Source organism: Enterococcus sp. AAFC-DPL-6103 (assembly GCF_058216595.1).
Genome location: NZ_CM177102.1, coordinates 21,002 through 37,329, shown reverse-complemented (window position 1 = coordinate 37,329; position 16,328 = coordinate 21,002). Strand labels below are relative to the sequence as shown.

The following is a 16,328-nucleotide window of genomic DNA, read 5'->3' as shown; positions in this document are numbered from 1 at the left end:
TAACCAAACTTATTCTTTTACACTTTTAATAATGTAATAACCTTTATCTTTGGTAACAATTGTTGCGTTACCAAAAGTTTCTTCCATTTTCTTTTGTGCGCTTGGTGCGCCTTGTTTTTTCTGGACGACAATTGTTAGCGTTCCACCAGTTTCTAAGAGCGGATAGGCACCTGTCAATATTTCGTGAACAACTTTTTTTCCAGCACGAATAGGTGGATTGCTAATAATCGCTGCATATTTTTCTTGATGCACGTTTTCGTAAATATTTGATTGATGAATGTCCACGTTCGCCAGTTGATTACGATTCGCATTTCCTTGTGCTAATTCCACTGCACGTAAATTAATGTCTACCATTTCAACCATACGTTGGCTGGCATATGCAATGGCTAATCCAATTGGTCCATAACCACAGCCAACATCTAAGACGTTTCCTTTAGCTGGGATTTCTTGCCAATCAAACGCGTCGATTAACACACGCGAACCATAGTCCACCGTTTCACGTGAAAATACGCCAGCATCTGTCACAAAGTGAAATAATTTCCCTTTTAATTCAAACGACCATTGCTCAAAGTCATGGGCAACATTGGGACGCTCTGTATAATAATGATCTGTCATCTTTTCCATCCTTCTTCTGTCTTTGCTGTACATAGTCTACCGTTTTCATTGAAAACAAACAAGCGCTCTTTCGTTTCAAGTTTCTTTGTTTCAGCTGTTTCTTTCTTTGATTTTAACAAATCAAACTGATAGGTTAAAGCTATGTTTCTAAATTCGTGAAAAAGTCTCTTCATTCCCTTTATAAGAGGTAGGGTTTAACACTATTTTATGTTAGAATAAATCCATTGACGGGAGAGAACGCAGGAGGCTATTATGAACGACCCAATGAACTACTATCGTATTGCAAGGGAAGAATGGCAAGAATTTTATCGTAATGGACAAGCACCACTGACACAAGTGGAACTAGACAGTATCAAAAGCTTGAATGATCGAATCTCGATGCAAGATGTTCAAGATATTTATGTTCCTTTAACGCATCTCATTCATCTTTATATGAAAGAATTCGAATCTTTATCATTAAGTAAAGGACTCTTTCTCCATAAATATGTACCTGTGTCACCTTTCATTATTGGAATTGCAGGGAGTGTTGCTGTCGGAAAAAGTACAACTGCACGCTTGTTACAAACGATTTTGTCGCGTACGTTAAAACGACGGAACGTTCAATTGATTACGACTGATGGTTTTTTGTATCCCAATAAGGTCTTGCGTGAAAAAGGAATCATGGATCGTAAAGGATTTCCTGAAAGCTATGATATGGAAATGCTAATTGATTTTTTAAATCAAGTGAAGTCCGGAAAAGATGAGCTGAAAGTTCCAATTTACTCTCATGATGTTTATGACATTATTCCTGACGAGTATGAAGTCATCCAGCAACCAGATATCTTAATAGTTGAAGGAATCAATACCTTACAACTCCCAGCTAACCAACAAATTTACGTTAGTGACTTTTTTGATTTTTCTGTTTTTGTTGATGCTGAACCCGATTTGATTGAAAAATGGTATCTTGATCGTTTTGCAGCGCTGTTAGACACAGCTTTTCAAAATCCTGAGAATTATTATTATCGTTTTGCAATCGGTAATCGTGAAGATGCCTTTAAAATGGCTAAAGAAGTCTGGAAAAATGTGAATTTGAAAAATTTAGAGGAATATATCTTGCCTACACGTGGTAGAGCGGATATAATTCTCCATAAAACTGAAAATCATATCATTGATTCGATTTTCATGCGCAAATATTAGCATTTTAAAATAGTAAAACTATTTTGAGATAAATTTAAATGGATAGGGGTAATAAATGTGACAAACGTTGCCGATATGACGAACGTTGAAAAGATTATCGTATTAGATTATGGTAGCCAGTATAATCAATTGATTACACGACGCATCCGTGATCTAGGAGTCTTTTCTGAATTATTGAGCCACCGAATTACTGCAGAAGAAGTTAAAGCTATGAATCCAAAAGGAATTATCCTTTCTGGTGGACCAAACAGTGTTTATGACGAAGGTGCTTTTAGCATTGATCCTGAGATTTTCAATTTAGGTATACCTGTATTAGGAATTTGTTACGGAATGCAGTTAATTACGTACAATCTTGGTGGGAAAGTTGAACCTGCTAAAAACCGTGAATACGGAAAAGCTTTATTGGAAGTTACAACAGATGATGCTGTGTTATTTAGTGATACACCAAAAGAACAGACTGTTTGGATGAGTCATGGTGACCTCGTAACAAAAGTTCCCGAAGGTTTTGAAATCGTTGGTACAAGTAAAGACTGTCCTATCGCATCGATTCAAGATACTACGCGTAACTTTTATGGAATCCAATTCCATGCTGAAGTGCGTCATTCTGAATACGGAATCGAATTATTACGTCACTTTGCATTCGATGTCTGCCACTGCCAAGGTGATTGGTCAATGGATAGCTTTATTGATATGCAAGTTGAAAAAATCCGTGAACAAGTTGGCGACAAAAAAGTTTTACTTGGCCTTTCTGGCGGAGTCGATTCTAGTGTTGTCGGTGTTCTTTTACAAAAAGCAATTGGTGACCAATTAACATCAATCTTTGTTGACCACGGTTTGTTACGTAAAAACGAAGCAGATCAAGTAATGGAAAGCTTAGGTGGAAAATTTGGCTTAAATATCATTAAAGTAGATGCACGTGAACGTTTCTTAAACAAACTAAAAGGTGTTTCTGATCCTGAGCAAAAACGTAAAATCATTGGGAATGAATTTGTTTATGTTTTTGATGATGAAGCAACCAAATTGGCTGGCGAAGAAGGTATTTCTTTCTTAGCGCAAGGAACACTTTATACTGATGTTATCGAGAGTGGAACTGAAACAGCTCAAACAATCAAATCTCACCACAATGTTGGTGGATTACCTGAAGATATGCAATTTGAATTAATTGAACCTCTGAATACACTCTTCAAAGATGAAGTACGTGAATTAGGTACTCAACTTGGAATGCCTGACTCTATCGTTTGGCGCCAACCATTCCCTGGACCTGGTCTTGGTATCCGTGTCTTAGGTGAAATTAGCGAAGAAAAATTAGAAATCGTTCGTGAATCAGATGCTATCTTGCGTGAAGAAATTGCAGCAGCTGGACTTGACCGTGATATCTGGCAATACTTTACTGTCTTACCTGGCATCCGTTCAGTTGGTGTTATGGGTGATGGACGTACGTATGATTACACAGTCGGTATCCGTGCCGTTACTTCAATTGACGGAATGACAGCTGACTTTGCTCGTATTCCTTGGGATGTCTTACAAAAAATCTCTGTCCGCATCGTAAATGAAGTCGCACACGTAAACCGTATTGTGTACGATATTACTTCTAAGCCACCTGCAACTGTGGAGTGGGAATAATAAAAAACAGCCAACAAACGTTGTTAAATCAATGTTTGTTGGCTGTTTATTTTTTCATTATCACACTTTTATCACAGTTATTCCTTTTATTTCTTAAATTTATTTTTAACACTATTCCACTTTTATCTTTCATAAAGTTAAAAATAAGCATTCGTTCCCCCTAGTTTCTAATGAACGCTTATTGTAATTTCCTATTTACTAGGAATCTTTTCTGTATGTCTACATTCAGGATACATAGTACAAGCTCTAAAATAACTATGGTTGCTCTCACTCCATTTATCTACAATAAATCCAGATTCACATTTTGGACATTTAACAACTTTTTCAGGCAAACTTTTCAAAAAAATATATTTTTCCATAGTGTTTGGGATCAGCTGATTCAGTAGCTGTAACAGACCATATCTATCATACCACTCAATATTTTGTGCCTTTTCATTTTTTTCTATTTCTATGTATACATATGGATTAAATAAAGAAGTAGTAATGAATAGTTTATTTGTCCATCCCTTATCTGAGATTCCAGAATAATTTTTAATATAATCCACTGTAATAATTTTTGGTGCTTTAGTGTTTAGACGATAATGTTTTGCTTGCACTGCAATACATTCATTATCTTTTTTTATAATTAAGTCTATATTATTATCCCCAGTATATACATATCTGTCTTTTTTATATTCTTTTTTAGTTATTTCAACTTCATAATTAGCTAATCGAAAAACAGCTGCTAGAAATTGTTCAAAATAATCTCCCTGCTGTCTCCAACCTATTTTTCCTACCGGAAACTCTTTATCCATATTATTTAAAAAATCTATCACTATTGTTTCATCACTGTTCTGTACAAAAGATAATCCTTTTACTTCACGATAATTTTTAGATAAAACTTCTTTTGAATTTATTTCTTCTGTTTTATGTGTAACTTTTTGTAAAAAATTTTTAAGCATAAATACTCCTCCTATTATATATTCTATTTCACAATATATAGTTATAATAACTCTAAATAAGAGTTATTTATATATTTCAAAAAATTTTTTTGTTAGGAAAGTAGTTTTGAAGTTTAATTCTTTTGAAGAAGTGGCTAAGTATTTTTTCATGAGTAAGTCAGCTTTATTTAATAGATTGATAGAGTACCTTAGTTTTGTAAAAAATTGATTCCTAAACTATGCACATTGTTTGGTAAATAAATATAGATACAGAGGATAATGTGAGCTTTTAATTTTATTTTACTAGTTTTTATATAGTTTACTGAAATGAAAAAATAATTATCACACTTTTATCACAGTTCTTATAAATTTAGTACAAAGCTATACTTTTTTAATCTAGTAAATTATCTTAAAATCAAGTTTCCCGATTTCTCTCTTTTTATACATCATTGAATGGAAATAAAAAAAGAAACCGCTAGAAATGCCTAATTTATAGGTTTTCTAGCGGTTTTCTTTTTTTGTGGTTACAGTATTCAACTATTTTTTATTTTTACCCCTGTTCTCGAACTATTTTTTTATAGTACTACTAAGTAGGAAAATAAAATTTACGATAAGCCAACCAATTATAAAAATATCTTGTGGATGCATTTCATTGAAATTCGAGATTAACCAATAGATGGCCAATATAAAATTACAAATTCCAACAAAAAATATTAATTTAGATTTTTTTTCCAGAGTCTACACCTTCTCTAACCAACAGTTTTATTCGTACGCTAAAAACTTTTCAATCTCACTTTTATTAGTAGAGCCTTCTAATTTCTCGTCTATCTTTCCTTTTTTCATATAAAGAATTGTTGGTACTATCTTTACGTTTAAATTATTTAATTCTTTTACAAGTTTGTCTTGATTTTCCTTACGGGCATTATCAGTGTTATAATAAAATACTTTTTGTCTTTTTTTTATTAAAACAGATCTTAATTTGGGGAGAAATTCCTGACATTCTTCACATGTAGGTCTACCAATATAAATGTATCCAGTATCGGTATTATCAATTAGCTTTTGAATTTGATTACTATTTATACTATTCAAGGGATTAAAATTTTTTTCTTTTTGATTAGCGTAAAAATATGTTTCACCACTCATTAAAATAATAACAAACAATAAGAAAATAATCTTTCTCTTCTTTCCTATCACAATTTAACCACTCTCCCTCATTATAATTTAAAACAAGCAATGACCCCACCAATATCTGCAGCGCCTATTGTACAAACACCTGCTATACAAGCTGCACAAATCGGTGCAACAGCTGGACATGCTGCAATGCAAGTTCCTGCAATCAAATATGCTATTGTTCCGTTTATTCCTGCGATTGCCGCTATACATCCTGCGATTGCTCCGATACCTCTAGTATTTACATTTTTACTTTCTTTCACACTTTGTTTAAGACTGAACAAGCCTTCTTTTAATTTAGAATTATTTATATAATCTATATCCGTATTTTGAGTGCTAACTTTTTTACCTTCAATGTAAGTATCAATAACAAACTTATTTACTTGATTTTTTGTGATTAAACTTTCTGAATAAGTTACTACATTTTCATTTTTATCAAATACTACTGTTAAATTACTAAAGTAACTGTATTCTTTCCCTTCTATTGGTACAGAGATGGACTTATAATTTGTCTCTTCTTCATCTATAGATAAAAATTTTGAGTCATTCCAAAGTAAATTAATATTTTGTCCATTAAGAATTAGTTTTTTTTCTTTGATAGAATTTAATGTGTTATTTTTCATCGTCTCAATAACTGTTGGACTAGTAATTTCTTGTGATTGAGACGCAATCGATTGCATTTTATCAAAAGATTTATTTACATTTTCAGGGTTGTTTACTTCAGTCTCTTTAGGTTGACTATCTGTTTCAGCATATACAATATTAGTCACTGCGGGGGATACTAATGTTAACAACATACTTAGCAACATTATTTTTATAATTTTTTCTAGGTTGAAATTTCTCATCATGATATTTTCCCTCCGATTTCTTTCTACTTTTTACTTCTCAATTTTTTGTGGTGGCTCAATTTCCCATGTATATGGATTCATAATTATTTCCTCCTTTTCATTTTTTCAAAATTAGTTTATTATTAATTCTTATTCATGTGTTAAAATGAACAAAAATGCGTCTGTTTTAGGAGGTATCTATGGATCAAGCTGACCTGTTAAAAAAGTTAAGAGTTGAACGTAAAATATCTCAAGCAAATTTAACAAAACAAATTTCTTCTAGAACAACTTTAAGTTCATTCGAGACCCGACACACACTTCTTTCTTCTGAAATATTGCTTAGATACTTAGACAGAATGAATATAAAATTACCAGAATTTATGTTTTATCTGCAAAACAACAAGATTACTTTGAAAGAAGCTACAGCCAAAAATTTTGTAGAAATTCTTTATAAGAATTCTACCCCCCAAAAAATAGAAGAATTTAGAAATCAACTACTTTCTCTGTTTAAACAAACAAATGATGAGTACTATTTTATTTTACTTATCCAATTTAATATGCTACTAGCTAAAGAAAAGGATGTATTAAATTTGGAAGTATTTGAAAAAGAGATTAGATACATTAGGGACCGGCTATTTAGAATTGAAACCTGGGGTTATTTTGAATTGACGACTTTTAATAATTTAATGTTTATCTTTCCAACTGACACAATAAAATTGCTGTTTAAAAATAGTGAAGAAAAAATGAAACTATTTTACAAAAATAATTTTTATCCATCTCTTTATACATCATTTTTAATAAATGGTTGCTATTTAAGCTTTGAAAGAAAAAACTTAGATTTACTTTCTATTTTTCTAGCTCCTTTAAAGAGACTTGCAGTAAAATCTAAAAATGTATATGAACAAATTTACTATAAAATATTTAGCACATTATCACCGATTTGCGAAGAAAACGTAGCGACCATCGACATTAACAAAATAGAGGGATTAATTAATATTTTCTATCTTTTAGATAACAACGATAAAGCAATGGAACTAAAAAAATTTTTTCATTCTGTATATGCTCAAAAATAACAATTAAAAAAGTTATTACTGCGATTTTCAATTAAAATTTTTGAAAAATAATTGTTCATCACTAAAAATTCATATCACAGTACACCGATATAAACCACTTGAATCACGTGATATATAATAATCACACTTTTGGTCACAGTTTAAATCTAATCACGCTAGCTCTACTGTTCAAAAACCCAATAAGCTATTGAGTGGAAAGAAAAAAAAGAAACCATGAGTCCTTTGATAGGAACTCATGGTTTCTTTTTTAAAACTTATAGTGTTCTTGACGATAGTGGTACAAGGCTCATGTTATAACTTCTCAATTGTCTAAAGTAATCTTCCGCATCTTCCTATTGTAATAACTGATAAGCATTGTAAAGATTAATGAATAGTACAAGGATAATCACTCCTTGAAAGACAGCCGTAACTCTTTTCGGCGATAAAATATTACTGAATTTTGCTCCTAGTAAACCACCAATAATTGCGGCTGGAATCACAAACCACAACATAGTTAGATCATAGCGATTAAATCCTGTGGTAAAAGCTATCGTAAGTAATTTTGCAAATTGTGAAAAGAAAATGGTACAAATAGAATAAACTGTTGCGTCTTTAATTGGTAGTGAAAATAGCAACATGAGTAACGAGACATTGATTGGACCACCGCCAATCCCTAATAAACTAGCTAAAAATCCTAAGATCGATCCACAAATAAAATACCAACCAACGTGTGTGAGTTGAAAATTTTTCCAATCATATTTTGTATAAACAAAAGCAAAAATCAAGGTAAACACAGTCAATATGATTTGAATCAACTGCACGATATCATTATTTCCAAACCAATTTAAACAAGCTTCAAATGCACTGTTTCCTAAAATTCCTCCTAATACTGCCCCAGCTGATACCCAACTGACAATTTGCCAATCAAATTTTCGACCACTCGCCAATTGACGCGCAGTAGAAACAATAGACATCGTAAATACTGCTGTAGCAGAATAAAAAGAAATAGCCGCCACGTCATGTGCGCCAATAAAATCAAAAACAGGTTTGATGATCACGCCACCACCCATTCCAGAAATTGCCCCAACGGCATTAGCTAAAACAATGACAATAAAGTAAAGAATCCCTATCACCTTTCCACCTCCTACAATCAAATCAGTATTCCTTCTATTTTTGATCTATATTGTTCTAGTCTTTTTCGGTAATCACGATATTCTTAACCATCCCCACACATTTGTTGAAATGGCTAACGTTCACACTTTTTAAGCATGACTGATACTTACAAACATGTCAGAAATATCTGATTCAAGTAATTTTCGTTACTATAAATATAAATGATTTTAAAAGGTATTACGAATGTAACCCCTTTATAATCAGTCGAGTATAGATAATAAATAAAGTCCTATGGAAGATCAGGTAGTTCCTGTTTTTGTCAAAAAAGCCAACTATTTTTAGCTCACTTCACCACCAGAACAATTATTCGCGTTTTTAAACAAAAAGTAGTAGAATGAACTCAACTTATTAAAAGTAAGTAAAATTATTCAAGATTAAGGAGGATTTCAATTATGAAAAACATTGGCTTTTTAAGTTTCGGTCATTGGATGGATCAAGGTTCTTTAGTAAAAACAGCTCAAGATGCTTATCTACAATCAATTGAGCTAGCTGTTGAAGCAGAAAAACTCGGCATTGATGGTGCTTGGTTCCGTGTCCATCATTTTGCACCACAAATCGGCTCACCATTTCCACTACTTTCTGCGATTGGTGCACAAACAAGTAAGATTGAGATTGGAACAGGATTAATCGACATGCGTTACGAAAATCCTTACTACATGGCAGAAAATGCTGGATTAACAGATATCATTACTCAAGGACGAGTGCAATTAGGCGTCGGTCGTGGTTCACCTGAACAAGTTCTCGATGGTTGGAAATACTTTGGTTATGATTACAGTGAAGAAGAAATCAAAGAAGTTACACGTGAACGAACACTGGAATTTTTAGAGTTATTGAAAGGTGAACGTTTTGCTGAACCAAATCCAATGCCAATGTTCCCACAAGCACCTGGAAAATTGCGTATTGAACCTTATTCAGAAGGTTTAGAAAAACGTATTTGGTGGGGAGCAGGCTCACAAGAAACAGCTATTTGGGCAGCTAAACATGGAATGAATCTTCAATCATCTACACTTGTTAATAACGAATCAAACGAACCTTTCCACGTCCAACAAGCAAAACAATTACGTGTCTACAAAGAAGCTTGGAAAGAAGCAGGTCATGATTTTGAACCAAGAACACTTGTTACTCGTTCCATTCAACCAATTACAAGTGATTTAGATCGTCGTTTATTCGGTGGAAATGATGATTCCAAGTATGATCAAGTTGGTTTCTTAGCTTATCATCAAAATCCAACAATTTTTGGTAGAACATTTGCTGGCGAACCCGATCAAATCGTAAAAGAATTAGCGGAAGACGAAGCAATCAAAGAAGCAGATACCGTTCTTGTAACTATTCCGAATACTTTAGGAGTTGAATATAACGTTCATTTGCTTGAATCCATTGTAAAAGATGTCGCTCCTGGTCTAGGTTGGCGTTAAAAATTGAGCAGGCAAGACTATTTTTTGTTTGCGAACTTTAATTTTGTAAGATAATAACTTATACCTAAAGTAGCCTTCCCTGCTTTAGGTATAAGTTCTCTTGCTGAAAATTACTCTATCTTCCTTATTAATTCAAATAAAAAGCACTTAGGAGAAATAACTCCTAAGTGCTTTTATGTTTAAAACAAATTAATGATCACTTTTAATAATTAATTACTCTTTCTGTTCTGTTAACTGACCATCTTTCATCACCAACACACGATCACAATGTTCAATCAAACGTGTATCATGTGTCACCATAATCGTTGCTTTTTGTTTTTCTTTGGTTTCTTCAGCTAATATTTTTACTACCTCATAAGCTTTTTCTGAGTCAAGACTTGCTGTTGGTTCATCTGCTAAAATAATTGTCGGATCATGGTACAATGCTCGAGCGATTGCTACACGTTGACGTTCTCCTCCTGATAATTCTTCAGGGTATTTATCAAGTAATCTACCTACACCCAACTGTTCTAACAGCTTAATCCCATTATCTAATCGATTTTCTTTACTAACTTTATCAACTAATTTCAATTGTTTTTTTACAGTTAGAAAAGGAACCAAATTAGATGCCTGCAAGATAAAGCCAATTTCCTTAAAGCGCAAAGCTGCACGCTGCTTTTCTTTTTCTTCACTAAATGGACGATCGTTAATCAATACTTGTCCAGCAGAAGGAGCCTGTAACCCTCCAGCAATCGTTAAAAGTGTACTTTTGCCAGAACCAGAAGGACCAATAATTGCTACAAATTCTCCTTTTTCAACTGAAAAATCAGTTTCTTTTAAAGCTTCAATAACGGAATCACCATCTTTGAATGATTTTTTTACTTGCTTGAATTCAATTGCTTTCATTGTCTTCTCCTATCCGATAGCTTTTAATGGATCAATTTTTACAATTGTCCTTACAGAGAACAAGGCACCTAAAACAGCTATCACAATCATCAAGATACTAATACTTAAAAAGAACAGAAGATTTATTTGAAACGGCACGGCTTCAGGCAACAATAAACTTGTCCCCAGCGTTCCTGCTAATCCCGCTACCACGCCGATAATAGCCAATAAAAAAGTCTGAACAATTACTGAATTGGCGATGTATCTACTAGAAATCCCTTGCGCTTTCATAACACCAAAGATTTCTGCCTTTTGCATAGTCAAAACATAAATAAATATCCCAATCACAATTGCAGCAATCACAATCAAAAAGCCAATCATAAAACCAAATGTTAAGACTTGTGCGTTATATCCAGGCAAATCATTTATAAATGTTTTAATACTAATTTTTTTTAGATTATCAGGAATTTTACTTACATGTCCTCTAGTAATTATCGTATTGACTCTCGTTTTTTCGCTAGTCTGACTACCTTGTGTTTCAAAACGAATTTCTTGATAAGCACTCACTGTTATATATAAAACTGGAGCAACACTAAATTTTGCATTCTTCGTGAATCCTACGATTTTTAATTTTTTATCACTCCCCGCAAGCTGAACTGTATCACCCAAATTCAAGCCATACTGCTCTTTTACGCTACTATCCGCCACTGTTTCATCATCAGACTGGAACATTTTTCCATCACTGATTTTCGGAGCTAAAAATTGATCTTGATTAATTCCAAAAAAAGTAACATCAATTTTTTCTTTTCCTTTTTCTTTCTGTATCACACCTGCAGTTTGTGTTAGGTAGGCCTTCTTTTCCGCCTTTACCTCATCAAATTTCGTTAATGGAATCATTGACATATTTAAATTATTATTCGCTTCATCTGCTAATAATATATCGTCTGCTTGCCACTTATCTATCGCTGTCCGATTGTCTTGAGCTAATCCATAAGCTAAGCCTGTTAAAAAAAATACTAGATATGCAATCAAAAACATAACCCCAATTACCAAAGCATACCTCAACTTTGAATACCTGATTTCGTTTATTGCTAAAAACATGACGTTCCTCCTTACCTTCTATCGAATAAAACAAGCGTACCATCTTTCTTTCTAAGGTAAAAACAGAGTGACTTATTTACCATAAAAAACTGACTATCTAGTCAGGAAGATAACATATTTAAAAAGTTAAATATAAAAGTAACTGCGTATTTTTTAACACCAAGTTGTCTGTGCTGTCTTTAAATCATCTTGTCTAGAAAGCCATTGAAACAACGAAGCTAAACTAGGAGAAAATTCAACAGAGCTTAGCTCAGAAATAAATTGTACACCTTTAATTTTATTAGGCTCATTCAATGTTGGACGCCCTGAAGCCTGATAAGCAAAATAGAAATGTCCTTCCCATTCCACCTCTTCAAAAAGAAAATCCGCTTGATAAACTTCTTCCACTTGAGAAATTCGTAACGCAGTTTCCTCGTACACTTCACGTATGGCACACTCCATTGTAGTTTCACCAATTTCTTTTTTCCCACCTGGAAAATTCCAAACATCTACTCTGTCCCTAATCACCAAGAAATCCCCAGCGGTGTCTTTAATAAATACGCGAGAAAAAACTTTTTTCATAAAATCAGTCCTTTTGAGTTATAGCAATAACTTGTTTTCGCTTTCATCTACTAGTATAGCAAATTTAGTAGTTAAATTTAGTTACTCAAAAAACAATTAGAAAAAGCTGCTGCCACTTGATGATTTATGTAAAATAATGGTCATAAGCTTTTTCTGAGTTAATTTTAACGACACCTAGTTCAAGCACTTTAACAACTGATGATATATAGGTACTCTCTTGCTGTGGCTATAATGTTACTAGAAGTAGGAAATGTACGAAAACTAGCAACACCTTGTGTAAGAACAGCCTCTGAGTTGTTTACTCAAAAGCTGCCTTTTTTTACTTAGTTATTTCTTAATTTTTACTTTACTAAGTTGAGAATCTCTTGATAAATATTTTCAATATTCAACAAGCCATAGTCCCTCTTTGATATTTCAATCACAGGTATTATAGGAAATTGTTTTTCAATTTCTTTTCGTGCAAAACTAAATGAAGGCGTCAATAGAATAACATCTGCTTGTTCTCCGTATTTATTTATCTGACTAGATCCATATGTGTCTACTATGATATTTTTTTCGTTTTTATTCATCAGTGACTGTAATTTACTATTCAAAATTTGTGTTTGTAACAAGCCTTTATCACTCATGAAACTCCCACTCAAGTCAAAAATCAAGACTTTTATATCAGTTGAAACTTGTTCTATATTCGTATTTTGAGACCTTTTCATCTGCTCACCCCTTTTCATTTTTGAAAAAAGAAAATTCAAAAATATCTGCTTAGTATTAAACGTGTTTGAATATCCAGATTACCACATTTCACTCCTCTTTAAATACTGATTGAGGTGTGACATTTAGGATTTCTGCTGATGCTTTTTGTGTCATTTTTTGATTGTCTCAATTCTTTTATTTTCTACCATCAATGTACTCCTTGAAGAATAGTTTGACAATGAATCTTTTGCTAGACTCACTCTTTCTTTACTCAACAAACATTTTTTTATTCCTTTCCACTATGGAAGATTTCTATGTTATTTAACATCCATGTAATAGCTTATGTAGTAAAAACCTCATACATTGCAAAGCTAATAAATTCCGCATTTTTATCTTTATGAAAATGCTCAGCAATCTGATAAGATTACCAAAGTAAACTATTGTTTTGATCTATCTATTTTTTATTTACTGTTTATCTAATCTTTAGTTAAAATTTGATATATCAAATTTTAGTTAGCATTCTTTTATTAGTAATTCTATGTACGATCATATTCAGATGGCTCTTTAGACGATGGAAGTTTTTTGGGATAATCTGTCCGTCCTAGTAGAAAATCACTATTCGTTCCATAAAAGTCGGATAGTATGATCAGTAATTTAATTGGAATACTCCGCTCTTCGCGTTCATATTTTGAATATAAAGAGAAGTCACAAGCTAAAATGTCAGCTAACTCTCGAATAGTTAATTGGTGTTCTAATCGCAATTTACGTAAATTATTCATTATTTTTTTCCTTTTTATTTATTGTAACCTATCTATCTCAGTATAAGAAAACTGTTCCCTTTTCCTTCAACAACATAACATTTCTTTTACCTAACCATTCTAGCCACTACTTACTACTAAAAATACCCCCTAAAGGTATAAAAAACTAGATGTTTATCTCTTAAATGAATACGGTAAAAATGTGCTAATTCATCATTTATAAATAACACGTTTGCCCTCCTTGTTTTGATGTTTTTTAAGTTATCCACTGTGGAAAACTTTTATGCATATGTTTAATCCACAAAAGAAAGGTGCAAGACTGTTTGTCCTACACCTTTCTTTTCATCCAAAATACTGTTCTATTCTTTTTATTGGAATGAACCACATCAATAAAATCAATACATTTACAACTAAAACTGCTATAGGTGCGACTAACCATCCCAATAATAATCCTAAAATATTCAGTCCAATGGACAGATAAGATTTCCGGTAATCAATCAGTAATTCTTTCACAACACTTTCTTTTTTATTTACTTTAGCGAGTTCTCTTGCTAGAAAATAATAGGTAACATTAGCAAACAAGGTCACTAACCCATACACAAGTTCAGGCACTAGACTATTAATATATTCACTGATCCAAGCAGTTGCAAATGGGAATAAAGATAAAGAAAAAATAAAAACGCTATTTCGCCATAATACTTGTCCGTTTATTCTTTTGACCACTAAAAATAAATGATGGTGGTTATTCCAATAAATAACCAGTGTAAAGAAACTGATTACATAAATCAAAATTTTATGTTCAAGTCCAATTAATGCCGACCAAGTATCTGAACCTGGTTGATGTAATTCTAAAACTAAAATGGTCATAATAATTGCAATAACTGCATCTGTAAATGCTTCTAAACGATTCTTTGTCATAATTTTCTCTCCTTTCGCTTATTTTATATGGAAACATTCAAAAAAAGCAAAAGATAATCATCTGAAGTCTGATGAAATAATCAGTCTTTAGTTGGACGTGAAAAAAGTAAAAATTTGTTAAACTTTTTATATAGAAAAAACATATGAAATGAGGGAATAGTTCATGGGACAAAAAAATATAATCGGAAAAGTATTCTTGTTAATTCTTTTTCTAATCATCGCTAGCTCTGTTATCAGTCTGTTTGTTGGTTTACTAAGCGGATTCTTGTGGTTTGCAATCAAATTACTCATCCCATTGGCTATTGCTATTTGGCTAGTCCGATTGATTACAGGCACGTCCGGTAACAATAGACGATACTACTAATTATTGCACGAAAAAAGAAGAGATCTCAAAAAATATTTTCTAACTTCAACTAGAGAGCCTTCAATTTTTTATGATTTTTATTCAAAAAGTAAAAAAACCAGAGAAATTTTTCTCTGGTTTTTGCTTTGAATAAAAGTTTAATCAAGTCTGTTATCCTAATGCTACATCTAAAATCATCATAATCATAAAACCGAGCATGACACCAAATACCGCAAAGTGTCGTCGGCTTGACAACGTTTGTTGCGCTTCTGGAATCAATTCTTCTACAACAACGTAAATCATTGCACCCGCAGCAAAAGCTAGCGCATAAGGCAATAATAGCGAAACTCTCGTTACAAGCAATGCACCTAACACTCCTGCAATTGGTTCGACCACTCCCGAAGCCTGCCCATACCAAAACGCTTTTCTTCGACTTAACCCTTCTTGTCTCAATGGAATCGATACTGCTGCACCCTCAGGGAAATTTTGGATGCCTATTCCTAAAGCTACTGAAATAGCGGCTAACGTTGCTGCCTTAGGATCACTAGCATTCGTAGCTGCCCCAAACGCTACACCTACTGCCAATCCCTCTGGTATATTGTGTAATGTAATCGAAAAAACCAATAAAATCGTTCGTTTCAAATGTGTTTGGAATCCTTCTACTTCATGTTTTGGACCAAAATGCATGTGAGGTAACGTCTTATCTGCTATGTAAAGAAAGACACCCCCTAAACCAAATCCTATGCTTACAACCAACCAGGCAATGTCACCATTTTCTTCTGCCTTTGAGATTGCTGGATCTAGCAATGACCAAAAACTGGCAGCAATCATTATTCCCGAAGCAAATCCTAGCATCAAATTTAATAACTCTTTCTTGATGTCTTTAAAGAAAAATACAAGTGCTGCGCCTAGCGCTGTCATAAAATAAGTGAATCCTGTTCCCACTAATGCTTGTACCCATGGATCTAACCCTAATAACCAAGTAACCATTGATTTCTCCTTTCTCGTTTACTTATTCATCATACTAAAAAAAGTATTTTTTCGACACCTATCACAACTTATTATGTGAAAAAACGAATTAGTTGGGACAAAATAAAGAAAGAGTTATACTGAGTCTAACAAAAT

16 protein-coding genes are annotated in these 16,328 nt (G+C 33.0%); 4 read left to right on the top strand and 12 right to left on the bottom strand.

The features are described 5' to 3' along the window. Positions 1–9: 9 nt before the first annotated feature. Positions 10–615 carry a class I SAM-dependent methyltransferase gene (locus AC4BC3_RS00165; RefSeq protein WP_490466671.1) on the bottom strand — a complete coding sequence of 202 codons (606 nt, stop codon included), beginning with the start codon at positions 613–615 and terminating at the stop codon, positions 10–12. A 252-nt stretch (positions 616–867) separates the two neighbouring features. Between AC4BC3_RS00165 and coaA the strand changes: the two genes are divergently transcribed. Both coaA and guaA read left to right on the top strand, forming a co-directional pair. Then, positions 868–1,791, top strand: coding sequence for a type I pantothenate kinase (gene coaA / locus AC4BC3_RS00160; protein ID WP_490466670.1), 924 nt, complete (start codon positions 868–870; stop codon positions 1,789–1,791). A gap of 57 nt (positions 1,792–1,848) precedes the next feature. Beyond that, the gene (gene guaA / locus AC4BC3_RS00155) at positions 1,849–3,414 is read left to right on the top strand and encodes a glutamine-hydrolyzing GMP synthase (protein ID WP_206907770.1); all 1,566 of its coding nucleotides are present in this window, start codon (positions 1,849–1,851) and stop codon (positions 3,412–3,414) included. A gap of 191 nt (positions 3,415–3,605) precedes the next feature. Here the strand turns inward: guaA and AC4BC3_RS00150 are convergent, their stop codons facing one another. The 3 genes from AC4BC3_RS00150 to AC4BC3_RS00140 all read right to left on the bottom strand — a co-directional run bounded on the left by AC4BC3_RS00150 (position 3,606) and on the right by AC4BC3_RS00140 (position 6,352). After that, on the bottom strand, positions 3,606–4,355 hold the full coding sequence (locus AC4BC3_RS00150) for a restriction endonuclease (RefSeq protein ID WP_490466669.1): 750 nt from the start codon (positions 4,353–4,355) through the stop codon (positions 3,606–3,608). Positions 4,356–5,096: 741 nt separating this feature from the next. Further along, positions 5,097–5,528 (bottom strand): DUF6568 family protein, encoded by a 432-nt coding sequence (locus AC4BC3_RS00145; protein ID WP_206898940.1) that lies wholly within the window; start codon positions 5,526–5,528, stop codon positions 5,097–5,099. A 20-nt stretch (positions 5,529–5,548) separates the two neighbouring features. Continuing rightward, positions 5,549–6,352 carry a hypothetical protein gene (locus AC4BC3_RS00140; protein ID WP_490466668.1) on the bottom strand — a complete coding sequence of 268 codons (804 nt, stop codon included), beginning with the start codon at positions 6,350–6,352 and terminating at the stop codon, positions 5,549–5,551. A 179-nt stretch (positions 6,353–6,531) separates the two neighbouring features. On the opposite strand from AC4BC3_RS00140, the gene AC4BC3_RS00135 reads away from it, so the two are divergent. Further along, positions 6,532–7,404 (top strand): Rgg family transcriptional regulator, encoded by an 873-nt coding sequence (locus AC4BC3_RS00135; protein ID WP_490466667.1) that lies wholly within the window; start codon positions 6,532–6,534, stop codon positions 7,402–7,404. 332 nt (positions 7,405–7,736) lie between these two features. On the opposite strand, the gene AC4BC3_RS00130 is transcribed toward AC4BC3_RS00135, so the two are convergent. Further along, complete coding sequence (locus AC4BC3_RS00130) at positions 7,737–8,516, bottom strand: sulfite exporter TauE/SafE family protein (protein WP_490466666.1); 780 nt, start codon at positions 8,514–8,516, stop codon at positions 7,737–7,739. A gap of 432 nt (positions 8,517–8,948) precedes the next feature. Here AC4BC3_RS00130 and AC4BC3_RS00125 point away from each other — a divergent pair, with 432 nt between their 5' ends. After that, complete coding sequence (locus AC4BC3_RS00125) at positions 8,949–9,971, top strand: LLM class flavin-dependent oxidoreductase (protein ID WP_206907779.1); 1,023 nt, start codon at positions 8,949–8,951, stop codon at positions 9,969–9,971. Positions 9,972–10,184: 213 nt separating this feature from the next. Here the strand turns inward: AC4BC3_RS00125 and AC4BC3_RS00120 are convergent, their stop codons facing one another. The 7 genes from AC4BC3_RS00120 to AC4BC3_RS00090 all read right to left on the bottom strand — a co-directional run bounded on the left by AC4BC3_RS00120 (position 10,185) and on the right by AC4BC3_RS00090 (position 16,193). After that, on the bottom strand, positions 10,185–10,856 hold the full coding sequence (locus AC4BC3_RS00120; RefSeq protein ID WP_490466665.1) for an ABC transporter ATP-binding protein: 672 nt from the start codon (positions 10,854–10,856) through the stop codon (positions 10,185–10,187). Between the two features lie 9 nt (positions 10,857–10,865). Then, positions 10,866–11,936 (bottom strand): ABC transporter permease, encoded by a 1,071-nt coding sequence (locus tag AC4BC3_RS00115; RefSeq protein WP_206907783.1) that lies wholly within the window; start codon positions 11,934–11,936, stop codon positions 10,866–10,868. 153 nt (positions 11,937–12,089) lie between these two features. Next, positions 12,090–12,497 carry an NUDIX hydrolase gene (locus tag AC4BC3_RS00110; RefSeq protein ID WP_206907785.1) on the bottom strand — a complete coding sequence of 136 codons (408 nt, stop codon included), beginning with the start codon at positions 12,495–12,497 and terminating at the stop codon, positions 12,090–12,092. A 341-nt stretch (positions 12,498–12,838) separates the two neighbouring features. Then, a complete protein-coding gene (locus tag AC4BC3_RS00105; RefSeq protein WP_490466664.1) occupies positions 12,839–13,204 on the bottom strand; it encodes a PTS sugar transporter subunit IIB in 366 nt (121 codons plus the stop codon). 516 nt (positions 13,205–13,720) lie between these two features. Beyond that, positions 13,721–13,963 (bottom strand): helix-turn-helix domain-containing protein, encoded by a 243-nt coding sequence (locus AC4BC3_RS00100; RefSeq protein WP_206907787.1) that lies wholly within the window; start codon positions 13,961–13,963, stop codon positions 13,721–13,723. A gap of 321 nt (positions 13,964–14,284) precedes the next feature. Then, positions 14,285–14,860 (bottom strand): TMEM175 family protein, encoded by a 576-nt coding sequence (locus AC4BC3_RS00095; RefSeq protein ID WP_490466663.1) that lies wholly within the window; start codon positions 14,858–14,860, stop codon positions 14,285–14,287. 514 nt (positions 14,861–15,374) lie between these two features. Further along, positions 15,375–16,193 (bottom strand): ZIP family metal transporter, encoded by an 819-nt coding sequence (locus tag AC4BC3_RS00090; RefSeq protein ID WP_206907790.1) that lies wholly within the window; start codon positions 16,191–16,193, stop codon positions 15,375–15,377. Positions 16,194–16,328 lie beyond the last annotated feature (135 nt).

Excerpts from the sequence above, each read along its gene's own strand:
- AC4BC3_RS00165 (WP_490466671.1), bottom strand. The coding sequence starts at position 615 with ATGACAGATCATTATTATACAGAGCGTCCCAATGTTGCCCATGACTTT.
- coaA (WP_490466670.1), top strand. The coding sequence starts at position 868 with ATGAACGACCCAATGAACTACTATCGTATTGCAAGGGAAGAATGGCAA.
- AC4BC3_RS00150 (WP_490466669.1), bottom strand. The coding sequence starts at position 4,355 with ATGCTTAAAAATTTTTTACAAAAAGTTACACATAAAACAGAAGAAATA.
- AC4BC3_RS00140 (WP_490466668.1), bottom strand. The coding sequence starts at position 6,352 with ATGATGAGAAATTTCAACCTAGAAAAAATTATAAAAATAATGTTGCTA.
- AC4BC3_RS00135 (WP_490466667.1), top strand. The coding sequence starts at position 6,532 with ATGGATCAAGCTGACCTGTTAAAAAAGTTAAGAGTTGAACGTAAAATA.
- AC4BC3_RS00125 (WP_206907779.1), top strand. The coding sequence starts at position 8,949 with ATGAAAAACATTGGCTTTTTAAGTTTCGGTCATTGGATGGATCAAGGT.
- AC4BC3_RS00120 (WP_490466665.1), bottom strand. The coding sequence starts at position 10,856 with ATGAAAGCAATTGAATTCAAGCAAGTAAAAAAATCATTCAAAGATGGT.
- AC4BC3_RS00115 (WP_206907783.1), bottom strand. The coding sequence starts at position 11,936 with ATGTTTTTAGCAATAAACGAAATCAGGTATTCAAAGTTGAGGTATGCT.
- AC4BC3_RS00110 (WP_206907785.1), bottom strand. The coding sequence starts at position 12,497 with ATGAAAAAAGTTTTTTCTCGCGTATTTATTAAAGACACCGCTGGGGAT.
- AC4BC3_RS00105 (WP_490466664.1), bottom strand. The coding sequence starts at position 13,204 with ATGAAAAGGTCTCAAAATACGAATATAGAACAAGTTTCAACTGATATA.
- AC4BC3_RS00100 (WP_206907787.1), bottom strand. The coding sequence starts at position 13,963 with ATGAATAATTTACGTAAATTGCGATTAGAACACCAATTAACTATTCGA.
- AC4BC3_RS00095 (WP_490466663.1), bottom strand. The coding sequence starts at position 14,860 with ATGACAAAGAATCGTTTAGAAGCATTTACAGATGCAGTTATTGCAATT.
- AC4BC3_RS00090 (WP_206907790.1), bottom strand. The coding sequence starts at position 16,193 with ATGGTTACTTGGTTATTAGGGTTAGATCCATGGGTACAAGCATTAGTG.